Origin of the sequence: Pseudomonas sp. GZD-209 (assembly GCF_049310485.1) — a bacterium.
Lineage (GTDB): Bacteria > Pseudomonadota > Gammaproteobacteria > Pseudomonadales > Pseudomonadaceae > Aquipseudomonas > Aquipseudomonas sichuanensis.
In genome coordinates, this window is the sequence record NZ_JBMOWQ010000179.1 from 1 (window position 1) to 15759 (window position 15759).

The 15759-nt window shown below is 63.0% G+C and carries 15 protein-coding genes and 1 pseudogene; 9 read left to right on the forward strand and 7 right to left on the reverse strand.

The features are described 5' to 3' along the window. The 8 genes from ACO6VM_RS19775 to ACO6VM_RS19810 all read left to right on the forward strand — a co-directional run. A partial coding sequence (locus tag ACO6VM_RS19775; protein WP_422403698.1) for an RHS repeat-associated core domain-containing protein occupies window positions 1–2053 on the forward strand: 2053 nt, incomplete at its 5' end. Further along, window positions 2050–2463, forward strand: coding sequence for a hypothetical protein (locus ACO6VM_RS19780; protein ID WP_422403699.1), 414 nt, complete (start codon window positions 2050–2052; stop codon window positions 2461–2463). The genes ACO6VM_RS19775 and ACO6VM_RS19780, both read left to right, overlap by 4 nt. A 65-nt stretch (window positions 2464–2528) precedes the next feature. Next, entirely contained in the window at window positions 2529–2804 is a 276-nt protein-coding gene (locus tag ACO6VM_RS19785) for an Imm53 family immunity protein (RefSeq protein ID WP_422403700.1), read from the forward strand. Window positions 2805–2952: 148 nt separating this feature from the next. Further along, entirely contained in the window at window positions 2953–4017 is a 1065-nt protein-coding gene (pcaQ, locus tag ACO6VM_RS19790) for a pca operon transcription factor PcaQ (protein ID WP_422403701.1), read from the forward strand. Window positions 4018–4264: 247 nt separating this feature from the next. Then, window positions 4265–4993 (forward strand): FKBP-type peptidyl-prolyl cis-trans isomerase, encoded by a 729-nt coding sequence (locus tag ACO6VM_RS19795; protein ID WP_125463028.1) that lies wholly within the window; start codon window positions 4265–4267, stop codon window positions 4991–4993. Window positions 4994–5275: 282 nt separating this feature from the next. Next, window positions 5276–5716, forward strand: coding sequence for a YkvA family protein (locus ACO6VM_RS19800; RefSeq protein ID WP_110993077.1), 441 nt, complete (start codon window positions 5276–5278; stop codon window positions 5714–5716). A gap of 99 nt (window positions 5717–5815) precedes the next feature. Further along, complete coding sequence (locus tag ACO6VM_RS19805) at window positions 5816–6160, forward strand: helix-turn-helix domain-containing protein (protein ID WP_258705896.1); 345 nt, start codon at window positions 5816–5818, stop codon at window positions 6158–6160. Next, a complete protein-coding gene (locus tag ACO6VM_RS19810) occupies window positions 6157–6525 on the forward strand; it encodes a hypothetical protein (RefSeq protein ID WP_110993079.1) in 369 nt (122 codons plus the stop codon). Before ACO6VM_RS19805 ends, ACO6VM_RS19810 begins: the two co-directional genes overlap by 4 nt. 200 nt (window positions 6526–6725) lie before the next feature. On the opposite strand, the pseudogene ACO6VM_RS19815 reads toward ACO6VM_RS19810, so the two are convergent. Both ACO6VM_RS19815 and ACO6VM_RS19820 read right to left on the reverse strand, forming a co-directional pair. Continuing rightward, window positions 6726–7931 (reverse strand): annotated as a pseudogene (locus ACO6VM_RS19815) (EAL domain-containing protein); the annotation flags it as partial. A 108-nt stretch (window positions 7932–8039) separates the two neighbouring features. Then, window positions 8040–10121, reverse strand: a complete 2082-nt coding sequence (locus ACO6VM_RS19820; protein ID WP_167409811.1) for a carboxy terminal-processing peptidase — start codon at window positions 10119–10121, stop codon at window positions 8040–8042. A 141-nt stretch (window positions 10122–10262) separates the two neighbouring features. Between ACO6VM_RS19820 and ACO6VM_RS19825 the strand changes: the two genes are divergently transcribed. Continuing rightward, the gene (locus ACO6VM_RS19825; protein WP_401057661.1) at window positions 10263–11225 is read left to right on the forward strand and encodes an NAD(P)H-quinone oxidoreductase; all 963 of its coding nucleotides are present in this window, start codon (window positions 10263–10265) and stop codon (window positions 11223–11225) included. Between the two features lie 316 nt (window positions 11226–11541). Here the strand turns inward: ACO6VM_RS19825 and ACO6VM_RS19830 are convergent, their stop codons facing one another. Genes ACO6VM_RS19830 through ACO6VM_RS19850 form a run of 5 tightly spaced genes read right to left on the reverse strand, consistent with a single transcriptional unit; the run spans window position 11542 to window position 15626 of the window. Further along, the gene (locus tag ACO6VM_RS19830; RefSeq protein WP_422403702.1) at window positions 11542–12195 is read right to left on the reverse strand and encodes an HAD family hydrolase; all 654 of its coding nucleotides are present in this window, start codon (window positions 12193–12195) and stop codon (window positions 11542–11544) included. A 13-nt stretch (window positions 12196–12208) separates the two neighbouring features. Then, window positions 12209–13198, reverse strand: a complete 990-nt coding sequence (locus ACO6VM_RS19835; protein WP_110996267.1) for an ABC transporter ATP-binding protein — start codon at window positions 13196–13198, stop codon at window positions 12209–12211. 1 nt (window position 13199) lies between these two features. Then, window positions 13200–13994: an ABC transporter permease gene (locus ACO6VM_RS19840; protein WP_401057664.1), complete on the reverse strand. Its 795-nt coding sequence runs from the start codon at window positions 13992–13994 to the stop codon at window positions 13200–13202. Next, window positions 13984–14823 (reverse strand): ABC transporter permease, encoded by an 840-nt coding sequence (locus ACO6VM_RS19845; RefSeq protein WP_390967643.1) that lies wholly within the window; start codon window positions 14821–14823, stop codon window positions 13984–13986. Before ACO6VM_RS19845 ends, ACO6VM_RS19840 begins: the two co-directional genes overlap by 11 nt. Next, on the reverse strand, window positions 14820–15626 hold the full coding sequence (locus ACO6VM_RS19850; protein WP_110996264.1) for an alkaline phosphatase family protein: 807 nt from the start codon (window positions 15624–15626) through the stop codon (window positions 14820–14822). Before ACO6VM_RS19850 ends, ACO6VM_RS19845 begins: the two co-directional genes overlap by 4 nt. Between the last annotated feature and the right edge of the window lie 133 nt (window positions 15627–15759).

The following is a 15759-nucleotide window of genomic DNA, read 5'->3' on the forward strand; positions in this document are numbered from 1 at the left end:
TCGCTGGGACAAGCTTGGCCGTTTGATTGGGTTGGAAAACGAGAACGCGAGCAAGGCCACCTTCCTCTACGACCCGGTGGGCCGGCTGCTGCAGGAGACCGGCTTCGATGGCCTGGTCACCCGTTACCAGTACGACTCGCACAGCGGTCGCCTCGCCTCGACTCAGGTTGGCCAGCGCCGTATCGACTTGACCTTCGACCCCATGGGCCGATTGAGTGAGCGTACGGCCCGCCTGGGCAACCAGAGCCAGAGCGAAACCTTCGCCTACGACGGCAACGGCCAGCTGATCCAGGCAGTGAACGCTGCCAGCAAGCTGCAATGGTTCTTTGATGAAGCCGGCAACCTGACCCGCGAGCATCAGTACTACCTGGCCACCGGCACGCCGATGGTTGCGGTGTGGCAGCACCAGTACGACGCGCTCAACCAACGCACCGCGACGATTCGCCCGGACGGCCACAAGGTCAGCTGGCTGACTTACGGCAGCGGCCACCTGCTCGGCATGACCCTCGACCAGCACGAGATGCTGGCCTACGAGCGCGATGACCTGCACCGCGAAATCGTGCGGCATCAGGGCAATAAGTTGATGCAGACCCAGGCCTGGGACCCGGCCGGGCGTTTGCAGGAACAGCTGCTGGGCAGCCATGACGGCCAGTCCACGTTGCTCAAGCGTCAGTACCGCTACGACGCCGCCAGCCAGTTGATCAATATCCACGACAGCCGCCGAGGTCCGTTGGAGTACCAGTACGACCCGGTAGGCCGCCTGCTCAAGGCCACCAGCCGCCTGGGCGTGGAAACCTTCGCCTTCGACCCGGCCGGTAACCTGCTGGACCAGAAGACTCAGGAACTGAATCGCCCGCTGGAAGCCGATCCACGCCGTAACAAGCTGATGGACAACCTGCTGCGCGAGTACGCCGGGACCCACTACAAATACGACGAACGCGGCAACCTGATCCACCGCCTGCACAACGGTTCCCATGCCCACTTCACCTGGGATCTGTTCGACCGGTTGGCCAGCTACAACGACGACAAGCTCAAGGTCGATTACAGCTACGACGCCTTGGGTCGGCGCCTGCACAAGCATTCGGTGGCGCATTTCTGGGATCGTCCTGAAGCCGGCACCGGCTGGAACCAGCTGCAGCGGGCCAAGCGCCAGCGCGAACTCGGTTGCGGCTTCACTCTGTTCGGCTGGGACGGCGACACCTTGGCCTGGGAGAGCTCACCGCCTCTCGATGAAGGCGACACCGGGCGCACGGTGCATTACCTGTACGAACCGGGCAGCTTCGTGCCGGTCGCCCAGGCCCTGCGCAAGAGCCCGATCCGGCTGCACAAGCAACCGGATTGGAGCCAGCGCGAGTACGAATTCGATCAGGATCCGCTGTGGCACACCGAGATAGAGCCACAGCCGTTCGAGGCGATCGCCTGGTACCACTGCGACCACCTCGGCACGCCGATGGAGCTCACCGATGAGCAGGGCAATGTCGCCTGGACCGGGCAGTACAAGGCGTGGGGCAAGGTGCGTGAGGAGCGTTCGGCGTGGGTCAAGCAGCGTGGTATGGGCAACCCGCTCCGCTTCCAGGGGCAATACCACGACCATGAGACCGGGCTGCATTACAACCGCTATCGGTACTATGATCCGAAAGCTGGGCGATTCATCAGACAAGACCCGATCAGTTATGCTGGCGGCATAAACGTCTATCTATATGCACCCAACCCGATACAGTGGGTAGACCCATTGGGGTTGACATGCAAATGTCCATGTCCGGGCACCTTCTGGGCTGACAGGTCCCTACCTCGCGATAATCATGGTCATCCAACGCCCGATGTAGATGCACCACACACGCAGTTGGGTAGGAGAGATGGACGCAGAGGTGCTTATAATCAGGCCCGTGAATGGGGATATGAGAACGGAAACCTTGTTCCCATCCGTGACATTGATTTTACTGATCATGGCCGTCCTCAAAACCACCCGTGCCCACATCAGCATAACTGGCTCCCGAACCTTACAGGGGGAACACGGCAGCACGGCCCCGCAATCCCTATGGATATGCCATGATGCAAATGCTCTCATTTCCTATGTATAGTCCGAGTGGCTCGAAGATTTCACTTGAAGATGTGCTAGGGTTCATCCCTGATAATTCATGGAATTGGTATATTTTCGATTTTTACGGGATGGGTTGCCCTCCATCTGGAAACTCAATGGACTCTTTTGAAGAGAACATCCGATCTTCGAATAATGGCATTTCCATGACATGGCCTGAGCTGAGATTTTTTGCACGTTCATTGGAGCAGACAATAGACCTGCAACTGATTGCAGCAAAAGCTGGAGCAATCCTCTGTCGCGAAGAAATAGAAGATAAAAATCTCAGTAATATCGAAATATTTATCGAGGCGGTCGATAGCTCTGAGTGGTCTATCTGGGCACGTGACATCACAATATGTCATCGCATCCGAGGTGTGGTGTAAAGACTGATGCCGCCGGCAAGTTTCGGCTGCTGCAGAGAACTCGAATGGTGGCAAGGATTTTGCGGTTGGAAAACCTGATCGAAAAACTAGAAAGCTGGTACAGCAGTCAATGCAATGATGTTTGGGAACATTCATTCGGCATTGAGATCTCCAATATTGACAACCCAGGCTGGAAAATCAAAATCACTGGCGTAAATAGCAAAAGCAACCTAAATATCAATATTGAAAGAAGCGACACGGACTGGATAGTAATCAACGCAGACGACACAGCATTTCAAACATATGGCGGATCACTAAATCTACAAGAGCTTCTGGAAGCGGCTGCTAAATGGCTTGAGTGACTCTGATTATCAGGACGCGCGACCCTAGCCACTCAGTTTCATCCCGGTCTCCCTGGCATTGCGCAGGAGCCCGATCCGGATGCACAAGGTGCCGGACTGGAGACAGCGCGAGTACGACTTCGATCAGGATCCCTTGTGACATACCGAGGTGAAACCGCAACTGTTCGACGCGATTGCCTGGTATCACTGCGATCACCTCGGCACGCCGATGGAACTGACCGATAAGCAAGGTAATATCGCCGTTTCCCACGCGCCGACACCTACAGATACACTGCCGTGCATGAACCTCGACACCCGCATCAAGTTCCGCCACCTGCTGTGCTTCCTGGAGATTGCCCGGCAGGGCAGCCTGGCCCGTGCCGCCGATGTGCTTGCCATCAGCCAGCCGGCCATCTCCAAGACCCTCAAGGAGCTGGAAGACCTGCTCGAAGCGCGGCTGTTCGAGCGCACCCACCTGGGCGTCACCCTGACCCCCGCCGGCACCCGTTTCATGCGTTACGCTGGGCCCAGCGTGCAGGCCCTGCGCGATGGCGTGGGCAGTGTGCGTGGCGATGCCAGGACGCCCTCGCAGGTGCGTATCGGCGTGCTGTCGACGGTCGAGGGGCTGCTGATGCCCGAAGTGCTGTGCCGCCTGCACCAGCGCCATGAAGCACTGGTGATCAGCGTGGTCACCGGGGTCAGCGCGCAATTGCTCGGGCAATTGCGCCTTGGCGAGTTGGAGCTGGTGGTCGGGCGCATGACCGACAGCCCGCAGATCCAGGGCCTGTCGTTCGAGCATCTGTACAGCGAATCGATGGCCCTGGTGGTGCGCCCGGGCCACCCGCTGCTGGCCAGTACGCCGGTGGAGCGGGCACAGGTGGGGGCTTACCCGCTGGTGCTGCCGCCCCAGGGCACCACCATTCGCCAGCACGCCGACAGCCTGTTCGTGCAGTGCGGTATCCCGCTGCCGGCACAACGCCTGGAAACCTTGTCGCTGGCCTTGAGCCGTCGTTACCTGCTGGGCAGCAATGCGCTGTGGGTGGCGCCGCGCGACGCGGTGCTGCTCGACCTGCGCCGTAACGAACTGGCCGAGCTGGACCTGGGCGTGCGCGAGCCGGGCGGCTCGGTGGGCATTTGCCGCAACGCCGCCTTGCCGGCGAGCTTGCCCGCGCAGTGGGTGTGTGAGGTGCTGCGCGAGGTGGCCGGGCAGTACCGGGACGGTCTGTACCCCTGAACGGGCCGAAGCGCGGGGCCTCGGGGCCCTTTGTCAGGCACTGGATCGAGGGCGGTGATGGCGATCTGGCATCTCGCCGTCGACGCAATTCGCGCTGCATGGCTTGGCGCTGTGACATCAGCAGTTTCAATACCGGAACTTATCGCGCTTTCCTGGCTCCTATGCCGGTAGCCATTGGTCGTGGCCGCCTGATAAGCTCGCGGCTTTACCCTGATTTGCCCCTCTGGCGCATGAACAAGGAATCAGCATGAAACAAACTCGTCTGGCGGCTGCGGTTGCCCTGGTAGGTCTGGTGCTGGCGGGCTGCGATGCCCAGACCAGCAGCGTCGAACTGAAGACTCCGGCACAGAAAGCTTCCTACGGTATCGGCCTGAATATGGGCAAGAGCCTGGCTCAGGAAGGCATGGACGACCTGGATTCGAAAGCTGTCGCCCAAGGTATCGAGGACGCGGTCGGCAAGAAAGAACAGCGCCTGAAGGACGAAGAGCTGGTCGAGGCCTTCTCCGCCCTGCAGAAGCGCGCCGAAGAGCGTCTGGCCAAGGCCAGCGAAGAAGCTGCCGCCACCGGCAAGAAGTTCCTGGAAGAAAACGCCAAGAAGGCTGGCGTGGTCACCACGGCTTCGGGCCTGCAGTACGAAGTGGTGAAGAAGGCCGATGGCCCGCAACCAAAACCGACTGATGTAGTGACCGTTCACTACGAAGGCAAGCTGATCGATGGCAAGGTGTTCGACAGCTCCGTCGAGCGCGGCGCCCCCATCGACCTGCCGGTCAGCGGCGTGATCCCGGGTTGGGTCGAAGGCCTGCAACTGATGCATGTCGGCGAGAAGTACAAGCTGTACATCCCGGCTGAGCTGGCCTACGGCGCCCAGAGCCCGAGCCCGCTGATCCCGGCCAACTCGGTCCTGGTCTTCGACCTGGAACTGCTGGGCATCAAAGACCCGAGCAAGCAGGACGCCGAACCAGCCCAGGCTGAGTAAGCGCAACCTTTGCTGTACAACGACGCCCCGTTTCGACGGGGCGTCGTCGTTTTTGCCGGTGGTTGACGCGAACCGCTGGCGTCCTTCACTGTCGCAAGCAATACCGCAGGTGATCCTGCGGCGGGTTGTCGCAAAACGTTTGCGCGATTGAAACGACTGTGTAAAAAACGCCCGATCCGTGCCCGGCCCTTGCCCGGCGGGCACCGAGCGGCGCAAAGGCGGTCCTGTTCACAAGGTTATCCACAATAAATGTGGATAACTGTCCGTTGCTCTGGAGGTTGCATGAGCGCTCCCTGGAATTTCGCCCGTTTTCTGCCGCTTGCCGAGCGCCTGCTCAGCCGTGGCCGTTTGCCGGCACTGTTGTTCGCGGTCGCGCGCAAGGGGCCCAAGCTTGGCCAGCTGCGCGAGGATGTGCGGCTGATGCAGGCCCTGTGCCTGGCCTGGTGGCGCGGCGAGTACCGCGCCGTGAGCCCCAAGGCGCTGGTGACCATCGTCGCCGGGCTGCTGTATTTCGTCAGCCCCCTGGATGCGATCCCCGACTGGTTGCTGGGTGTGGGCTTGCTTGACGATATCGCCGTGCTCGGCTGGGTACTCAAGACCGTGGCCGATGAGCTGAGCCGCTTCAGGGCCTGGCGCGACAGCCAGGCGCCGGAGAAACTGCGGGTGGTCGAGCGCTTGCCGGACACGCCCGAGGCGCTGCGCCTGGAGCGCCCCAACCGCTGAATAAGCAGCGAGCGCACAGACCCCCGAGGTTGGTAATATAATTGGCATAAGCGTTATGCCTAGGGATTACATGCCGTGATCCAACGTCAAGGGGGTTGTATGGGTATTCAGGTCATCAGCCGGGACGGTCAGCCCGAGTACGCAGTGGTTCCCTGGGAGCAGTATCAGGCGCTGCTGGCCGCCGCGGGCCAGGCACCTGCCACGGCGCCAGGCAACAGCGACACTGTCGAAAGCACAACGCAGAGCGCGAGCCTGCGCTCCCTGGACGAGCTGGCGTCGTTGCGTCAAGCCAAGGGCCTGCCCCCCGAGCAACTGGCGCGCACGGTGGGCATCAGCCCGGCTTACCTGGCGATGATCGAGGCCGGCGAGCGCCGCCCTGACGCAGCGATCCTGCGCAGCCTGGCCTGGCACCTGGGCATTGGTGGCTGGAGCGAGCCGTCATGAGCCAGGTCAGGATCAGCCGTCAGCACTGGGAGAGTCTGCTGACCGAGCTCGACCTGGCCCGCCGACAACGCCACCTGCTCACTTACCGTGCATTGCTCGAACGTCTCCAGCTACCCAGCCCGGCCATGCAGACACTGACCGCTGCCCTGGAATACCTGGCGCTGCTCGATGCCCGTGCCGAGCAGCCGTTGCGCAGCTCGCTGGTGATCAGCCAGGGCGCCAGCCGCCTGCCGCGTACCGGTTTTTTCGAGTGCGTAGAGCGGCTGGGCAGGTTCAATGGGCCGGTGGATGGTATGGAGGCAGCGTCGTGGCATGCCTCGGAAGTGGTGCGGGTGTTCGAGTACCGGTATCCGGAAGAGGCGTGAAACAGGTCGGCAGTGCCGGCCCCATCGCTGGCAAGCCAGCTCCCACAAGGGCTGCGTAACTTCTGTGGGAGCGGGTTTACCCGCGAAGCAGGCGGCGCGCCGCTTTGACGCCAAGCGTTGTATCTGAGGGGCGCAATGCAGTCAGTACAAAACAGTCGCTTTCACATGCGCTGGCCCACCTAGCAACAGGCGCTTTGATCGCGGGCACGCTCGCTCTGTTGTTCGGTGATCAGCTTGAGCACGTCGATCACCCGCCCCAGCCCCAGGTAACGGCCGCCCTGGGTAATGATGAACGCCTCCTCGATGCGCTGTTGCGCCCGACCGGTAAGCAGGCGGCTGACCTGCTGCAGCGATTGTCCACGTTCGACCACCACAAAGTCCCTGCTCATCAGTTGGCTGACGGGCTTGGCTGCCAACAGGTTGCAGCCCAGAGGCTTGAGCAGGTCTGCGGGCAACGAATGGCGGTGGACGATGCCACAGGGCTTGCCCTGTTGGTCCAGCACGGCGAGGGAGTTGAGGTCAGCCTGGCTGCGGAAGGCCTCCAACACCTGCTGGGTGGCGGTTTCCAGGGGCACCGCCGGCTGCTGGATGAGCAGGGCGCCAAGGTCGGCGCTGTCTTCGTTCAACGCTCCAGGGCTGCCCGGCGCCAGGGGCGGCAGGATCGAGCATTCACGCGCAGCGGTCTCCTGAGGGCGGCCAAGCAGATAGCCCTGCAGCAGCTCGACGCCCATTTCAGCCAATACGGTCAGCTCTTCTGCCAGTTCGATGCCTTCGGCAATCACTTGGGCGCGTGAGGCGCGCGCGATTTGCAGGATCGAACCGACGAACTCGCGCTTGAGTGGGTCCTGGTGGATGCCGTCGATGAAATGGCGGTCGATCTTCACGTAGTCCGGGCGCAGCTCCGACCACAGGCGCAGGCTTGAATAGCCGGCGCCCAGGTCATCCAGGGCAATCGAGAAACCCATGTCGCGGTAATGGTGCAGGGCGTTGAACAGCAGCTGGAAGTCTTCGGTGGGCGTCTGCTCGGTGAGTTCGATGACCACCCGGCTGGGCGACAGGCCGACCTGTTCGAGCATCTTCAGGGTGCGCCCGGACGGGTAGTGCGGTTCAAGCAAGGACTCGGGGGAGACGTTGAGGAACAGCTTGCCCTCAAGGTTCTGCTCGGCAAAACGCCGGCAGGCGGTTTCGCGGCACAGCACTTCCAGTTCGCTGAGGCGCCCGGCCTGGCGGGCGATGGCGTACAGGTTCAGTGGCGAATGCAGCGGGCTGTTGGAGGGGCCGCGGCTCAAGGCTTCATAGCCGAGAATGCGCTGCTCGGAAAGACAGACGATGGGCTGGAACAGGCTGTGCACGCTACGTTGAGCCAGGATGGCGCTCAGTGCGCTGAGCTGTTCGGTGACGGTCATGGACTGCTTCCTGAATAGAAAAAGGCCGGGCGTTTTCACGCTCGGCCCTTCTATTTCACGACAGCCAGATGACTGTTTGATGACGGCTCACATTATATTGCCATCACCTCAGTGCTTGGCCACCGAAGTGCTCAAGCTCAGGTAGTCGAGCAGGATGCGACCGGTCTCCGACAGGTAGGCGTCGTCTTCCGGCTTGGTGTCGTCCGGCTCGGCCGGCAGCGCGTCCTCGTCCTCTTTCTTCAGCTCTTTGAGCGGTTCTTCGCCCTTGGCCTTGCGGCGGATGTTTTCCAGCGCCAGCTGCTTGGCCTCGATCTGGTCGTGGCGCGCGCGGCGGTCCTGTTCGTTGAGGCTGACGGTCTTCTCGTCCATCAGCTTCTGGGTCAGGGCCAGGCGGTCACGGATGTAGGCAAACTCGGCATCCTTGACGCTACGCGCTTCATGCTGTGCCTTGAGCTGGGCCAGGTACGGCTTGAACGGGTCGGCCACCGGCTTGATCACCGGGCGGATGGTGTCCCACGGCATGGCTTCGGGCAGGGCGCTCTCGCCGATCTCCTTGGTGTCGATGATCGACGGGTAGGCGATGTCCGGCAGCACGCCCTGGTGCTGGGTGCTCTGCCCGGAAACCCGGTAGAACTTGGCCAGCGTCAGCTTGAGCTCGCCATGGTTGAGCGGCTGGATGGTCTGCACGGTGCCCTTGCCGAAGGTCTGGCCACCGATGATCAGCGCGCGGTGATAGTCCTGCATGGCGCCGGCGAAAATTTCCGAGGCCGAGGCCGAGAGGCGGTTGACCAGCAGCGCCAGAGGGCCTTTGTAGAAGGCACCAGGGTTTTCGTCTTCGAGCACATCCACGCGGCCGTCGCTGTTACGCACCAGCACGGTCGGACCTTTTTCGATGAACAGGCTGGTCAGCTCGGTCGCTTCCTGCAGCGAGCCACCGCCGTTGTTGCGCAGGTCGATTACGACACCGTCGACTTTCTCTTTCTGCAGCTCGGTGAGCAGCTTCTTGACGTCGCGGGTGGTGCTCTTGTAGTCCGGGTCCCCGGCGCGATAGGCCTTGAAGTCGAGGTAGAAGGCCGGGATCTCGATGATCCCCAGCTTGTAGTCGCGGCCGTCCTGCTTGAGCTTGAGCACCGACTTCTTCGCCGCCTGCTCTTCGAGCTTGACCGCTTCACGGGTGATCGAGACGATCTTGCTGGTCTGATCGTTCGGCGCATTGCTCGCCGGGATGACTTCCAGGCGTACCACCGAACCTTTCGGGCCACGGATCAGCTTGACCACTTCGTCCAGGCGCCAGCCGACCACGTCGACCATTTCCTTGTTGCCTTGCGCCACGCCGATGATCTTGTCGGCCGGGGCCACCTGCTTGGTTTTCGCCGCAGGGCCTGCCGGCACCAGGCGCACGATCTTGACCTGGTCGTTGTCGCTCTGCAGCACCGCGCCGATGCCTTCGAGCGACAGGCTCATGTTGATGTCGAAGTTTTCGGCGTTGTCCGGCGACAGGTAGTTGGTGTGCGGGTCGTACGACTGGGCGAAGGTGTTGATGTAGGCCTGGAAGATGTCTTCGGCACGGGTCTGGTCCAGGCGCGCCAGCTGATTCTTGTAGCGCTTGGTCAGGGTTTCCTGGATCTGCTTGAAGTCCTTGCCGGCGATCTTCTGGCGCAGCACCTCATCCTTCACGCGTTTGCGCCACAGGTCGTCGAGCTCGGCCGAGTTCTTCATCCACGGGGCGTCCTTGCGGTCGACCAGCAAGTCTTCTTTCACGGTGAAGTCGATCTTGTCGACGCCCTTGTTCAGCTCGGCCAGGGCGAAGTCCAGGCGCTGCTTCACACGGTCCAGGTAGCGCTTGTAGATGGTGAAACCGGGGTCGAGGTTGCCGCTTTTCAGGAAATCGTCGAACTGCGTCTTCCACTTGTCGAACTCGGCGATGTCGGCCGCAGTGAAGTAGCTGCGCGCAGGGTCCAGCAGCTTGATGTAGCTGTCATAGATGATGACCGAACGGGCGTCGTCCAGCGGCGGCTTGCTGTAGTGGTGGCGCTTGAGCAGCTCGACCACGTTGAGGCTGGCGACGATTTCGTCACGGTCCGGCTGCAGGCTGTCCCACTTGTTGGCGGCGGCCGCATTGCCACCGAGCGTGAGGCTGCCAAGCCCGATGACAAGGGCGAGGGCGGTGCTGGGGAGGAAATGCTTCATGCTGATTCGACGTGTAGGCAATTGATCACGCATAGTAGGCCGTCTTTTCCGTTCGCCGGTTCCATGAAACCGGGAAAATACTGCAAAAAGCCTGGGATGGTGATCCCAGGCTCAGTCATATGATTCAACTATGGAGGCACTGTGAAGGCATTGCAAGGCGTTGACGGACATGTGGCCTGGGTCGAGGCCGAACGCCCGGCCTGTGACGCAGGGCAGGTGCGCATTCGAGTGGCCGCTGCGGGGCTGAACCGCGCCGACCTGCTGCAAAAGGCCGGCCTTTATCCACCGCCGCCGGGTGCCAGCCCTTATATGGGCCTGGAGTGCGCCGGCATCATCGAAGAGGTCGGCGCCGGCGCCGACTGGCGCGTTGGTGACCGGGTCTGCGCCCTGCTGGCCGGTGGCGGCATGGCCGAAGAGGTGGTGGTCGATGCCCGCCACGTGCTGCCGGTGCCCGAAGGCCTGAGCCTGCACGAAGCAGCGGCGATCCCCGAGGTGTACGCCACGGCCTGGCTGAACATCTTCCAGCTGGGTGGCCTCAAGGCTGGCGAGAAGGTGCTGGTGCATGCTGGCGCCAGCGGCGTAGGTTCGGCGGCGATCCAGCTGTGCAAGGCCTTCGGCAACCCGGTCTGGGTCAGTGTCGGCTCTGACGAGCGCCTGGCCTACTGCCAGGACCTGGGGGCGGCGGGCGGTGTGGTGCGCAACGCCAACCTCGACGCGCTGGAGCAGCTCGGGCCGTTCGATGTGATCCTCGACCCGGTCGGTGCCAGCTACGGGCCGCTCAACCTCAAGCTGCTGGCCCGCGATGGGCGCTGGGTGATCATCGGCCTGATGGGCGGGCGCAAGGTCGAGCTGGACCTGGCGCTGGTGCTGGGGAAGCGTCTGCAGGTCACCGGGTCGACGCTGCGTAACCGCGATGACGGGTTCAAGGCTGAGCTGCTGCGCGAGCTGGGGCAGCAGGTGTGGCCGCTGTTCGCGCAGGGGCGCTTGTCGCCGCAACTGGTCGATACCTATCCGGTGGAGTTTGCCGAGGCGGCCTATGCCGAGCTCGAGAGCAACCAGGTGTCGGGCAAGCTGGTGCTGGTGATCGATTCGAGCCTGGTGTAACCAGGTTCGGCCTCTTCGCGGGTGAATCGCAGCGGCGAACCGCCGCTCCCACAGGGGTCCACAGTTTTTGAATCTGTGATGATTCTGTGGGAGCGGGTTCACCCGCGAATGGGTCAGAACAGGTGCTAGGTTTTGTACGAAAAGTGTGGTCATCCATTGTTGTGGGAGCGGGCTTGCCCCGCGATCTGCCGCAACGCGGCAGCAAAGCCTGAATTTGCGGCATTTTTGACACTATTTGATATCGGGTAAAGGAGCGCTTTGCACTCTATCGCGGGGCAAGCCCGCTCCCACAAGACTTTTCGTACAGAGCCTAACGTCAGGTCCAGCTCAACACCGGCCAGCCATTGACCAGCGCATGCTCACGCAACACCGCATCCGGGTTCACCACATACGGATGATCCACCTTCAGCAACAACGGCAAGTCGTTGCGCGAATCGGAATAGAAACTCGCCCCCTCCAGGTTCTCCTGCTCCTGGTCCAGCCACTCCAGCAAACGGGTGATCTTGCCTTCGCGGTAGGTCAGCACACCATGGGTCTTGCCGGTGAACACCCCGTTGACCGCTTCCAGCTCGATGGCCAGGTATTCGTCCACCCCCAGCCGCGCCGCAATCGGCCCCACCAGGTGCGTACCGCTCGCGGAAATGATCAGGATGCGGTCGCCACGCTTGCGGTGCTCGGCGATGCAACGGCAGGCATCGCCATAGATGATCGGCTCGATCACGTCCTCGACCCACGGCTCGACCAGGTGCTCGACCTCTTCCAGGGTGCGCCCGGCGATCGGCTCCAGGCTGAACGCCATGTAGTCCTCCATAGCCAGGTGGCCCTTGCCGTAGGCCTCCATCAGTTCATGGTCGCGCTTGAGGAACGCCTTGCCGTCGACCCAGCCCAGCCGGGCCATCTGTTCGCTCCACAGCGACGCGCAGTCGCCGTGGATCAGGGTTTCGTCCAGATCGAAAATTGCCAATGCCATGGGTTGAATCTCCTTAGGCCACTTCCCGTAGCGCCGTGGGGTCGATCGACAAGGATACACGCTGCCCGTCGGCGTGCAGGTCGGCCGCCGAGCGGTTGAGCACGTCCACCACCAGCTCCACGCCGCGCACTTGCACGCGGTAGCGGATGACATTGCCGAGCAGGCTGTGGCTGCGTACCTCGCCGTCCAGCTCGCCGTTCACGCCCAGGGTGATGGACTCCGGGCGGATCGCCAGGCGGCTGGCCACCGGGCGCTGCAGCAGGCGGCTGGCGCTGTCGGCATCGAGCAGGTTGTAGTTGCCGATGAAGCCCGCGGCGAACAGGTCGACGGGCGCGGTGTAGAGGGTTTCGGCATCGCCGCTCTGGACGATGCGCCCCTGGTTCATCAGGACGATGCGGTCCGACATGGTCAGCGCCTCCTCCTGGTCGTGGGTGACGAAGATGGTGGTCAACCCCAGCTCGCGCTGGATCGCGCGGATCTGCTCGCGCAGGTGCTTGCGAATGCGTGCATCCAGCGCCGACAGCGGCTCGTCGAGCAGCAGCAGGCGCGGGCGGGTGACCAGCGAGCGGGCCAGCGCCACGCGCTGGCACTGGCCGCCGGACAACTGGTGCGGGTAGCGCCCGGCGAAGCTGCCCAGCTCGACCAGGTCGAGCACTTCGCGCACCCGTGCCTGGCTTTCTTCGGCCTTGACCTTCTGCATGCGCAGGCCAAAGGCGACGTTCTGCTCCACGGTCATGTTGGGGAACAGCGCGTAGCTCTGGAACACCATGCCGATCCCGCGTTTCTGCGGGCTGAGCGGCACGATGTCGTGGCCGTCGAGGAGGATATGGCCGCTGTCCACCGGCGTCAGCCCGGCGATGCAACGCAGCAGGGTGGACTTGCCGCAGCCCGAGGGGCCGAGCAGGGTGACGAACTCGCCGCGCTCGATCTGGCAGTCGATGTTTTCGAACACCGGGCTGCCGGCGTAGCTCTTTTGCAGTTTCTGTACGCTGACGAAGCTCATGTCAGGTCTTGTCCTTGTTCAAACGGTTGGCGACCCAGGTCAGCACCAGCACGAAGGCGAAATAGGAGATCACCAGCGCGCTGTTGAAGTGGCCGCTGCTGTTGCGCATGTTGTTCAGGTACACCTGCAAGGTCTCGTAGCGGGTGCCTACCAGCAAGTTGGCGAACACGAACTCGCCGAACAGGAACGAAAACGACAGCAGCAACGCCACCATCAGGCCCTTGCGCAGGTTGGGCAGCACCACCAGGAACGCGGCCTGCCAGGTGCTCGCCCCCAGCAGTTGGGCGGCGTCCATCAGATCGCGCAGATTGATCGCCTGCAGGTTGTTGGTGATGGCCCGGTACATGAACGGCAGGGCGACGGTGAAGTAGCAGCCGATCAGGATCCACGGCGTACCGACCATGGCCATCGGCCCGCTGCCGTACAGCTGCAGCAAGCCCACCGCCGACACCACCGGCGGCACCGCGAACGGCAGCAGGATCAGCACGTTCATCAGTGCGTCGAGCCGGGGGAAGTGGTAGTGCACCACGAACAACAGCGGCAGGATCAGCACCACCGACAGCAGCAGCGCACCCACGCACACCAGCAGCGACTGGCCGAAGGCGGCGAGAAAGCGCGGCTCGCTCCACAGCGCGATGTACCACTTGAAGGTCAGGCCGCTGGGCAACAGGGTTGCCGACCAGCTGGTGGCCAGGGAGTAGAGCAGGGTGCCGGCCAGCGGCAGCAGCAGGATCAGGAACAGCAGGTAGACCACCAGCTTGTGGTAGAGCCCGCCGGAGGTTTTTTCAGCGCGCATGGTAGCTCCTCTTGAGCAGCCATTGATGGACCACCGTGACCAGGGTCATCAGCCCCACCAGCACCATGGCCAGGGCGCTGGCCAGGTTCGGGTCGAGGCTGATGTCGCCGGCTACCAGGCCGGCGATGCGGATCGGCAGCACGTTGAAGTTGCCGGTGGTCAGGGCGTAGACCGTGGCGTAGGCGCCCAGGGCGTTGGCCAGCAGGATGACGAAGGTGCCGAGCAGGGCAGGGGTGAGCACCGGCAGGCCGATATGCCGCCAGAACTGCCAGTGGTTGGCCCCCAGCAACGCCGCGGATTCGCGCCAGTCTTCGCGCAGGGCGTCGAAGGCCGGGTAGAGCAGCAGCACCCCCAGCGGGATCTGGAAGTAGGTGTACACCAGGATCAGCCCGGTCTTGGAGTAGATGCTGAAGTCACCGAGCAGGCCCATCTGCTTGAGCAGCAAGGTCAGTGCGCCGTTGAAGCCCAGCAGGATGATGAAGGCGAACGCCAGCGGCACCCCGGAAAAGTTGCTGGTCATGTTGGCGAAGGCGCTGACGAAGTCGCGCAGTTTCGAATCGACCTGGCGCAGCGAGTAGGCGCCCAGGGTGGCGATGACAATGCCGAACAGGCTCGACCAGAAGCTGATCTCCAGGCTGCGTTGCAGCGCCTGCAGGTAGAACTTCGAGGCGAACACCTTGCTGAAGTTGGCCAGGCCCCAGCCGCTTTCGCTTTGCAGGCTGTTGATCGCCACCCAGGCCAGCGGGGCAATCTGGAAGATGATGAAGAACACGGCGAACGGCAGCAGGCAGAGCAGGGCCAGGTAGCGGCCACGGGGGCTTGCATTCACTTGAGCAGCTCCCGGCAGACGGTCTTGTCGTGCGCAGCACCGAGCAGCTCGCAGATCGTGCCGCACAGCTCGGTCTGCAGCGGTTTGGCCGCAGGGTCCAGGCTGAACCCGTCACCAAAGACGAACAGCGGCACCTCGCGCTCCTCGGCCAGCAGGCCATTGTGCGAGCGGTCGTTGTTCATGCCGTGGTCGGCGGTGACCAGTACCTGATAGCCCTCTTCCAGCCAGCGCGGCAGGTAGTCGGCCAGCAGAATGTCGGCGCTGCGCGCGGCGTTGCGGTACTGGCTGCTGTCCAGGCCATGACGGTGGCCGGCGTCGTCGATGTTCATCGGGTGCACCAGCAGGAAGTTCGGTGCATGGCGCCGGCGCAGGTATTCGGCGTCGGCCAGCAGGTGCGAATCGGGGTAGTGGTCGGCGTAGTAGAACAGGCCGTGCTGGATCGGCAGCTTGGGCGCGTGGGTGTGGCGGTCGCGCAGCGGGTCGAACGGCGAGCGGTTGTACAGCTCACTCATCCAGTGGTAGGCCGCCGCCGCAGTGCCCAGCCCGGCCTCGCGGGCGTAGTGGAACACGCTGCGCTGGTTGGACAGGCGGTTGACGTTGTTGTGCACGATGCCGCTGTCGATCGGCGGCACGCCGGTGAGGATGCATTCGTAGAGCGGTCGCGACAGCGACGGCAGTTCACATTCCACGCGGTACAGCGCGGCGCGGTCGGCCTCGACGTAGGCGTGCAGGTGGCCCATGGCGTGGTGGGCGACCTGATGGTTGAGGCCGTCGAGCAGGACCAGGATGACGTTGTGTTGCATGTTCGCTCCCAAGGGATACAGGGCCTCGGGGGGGGGGGGGGGGGGGGGGGGGGGGGGGGGGGGGGGGGGGGGGGGGGGGGGGGGGGGGGGGAGGGGGGGGGGGGAGGGGAGGGGGAGGAGGACAGCAGCGGAC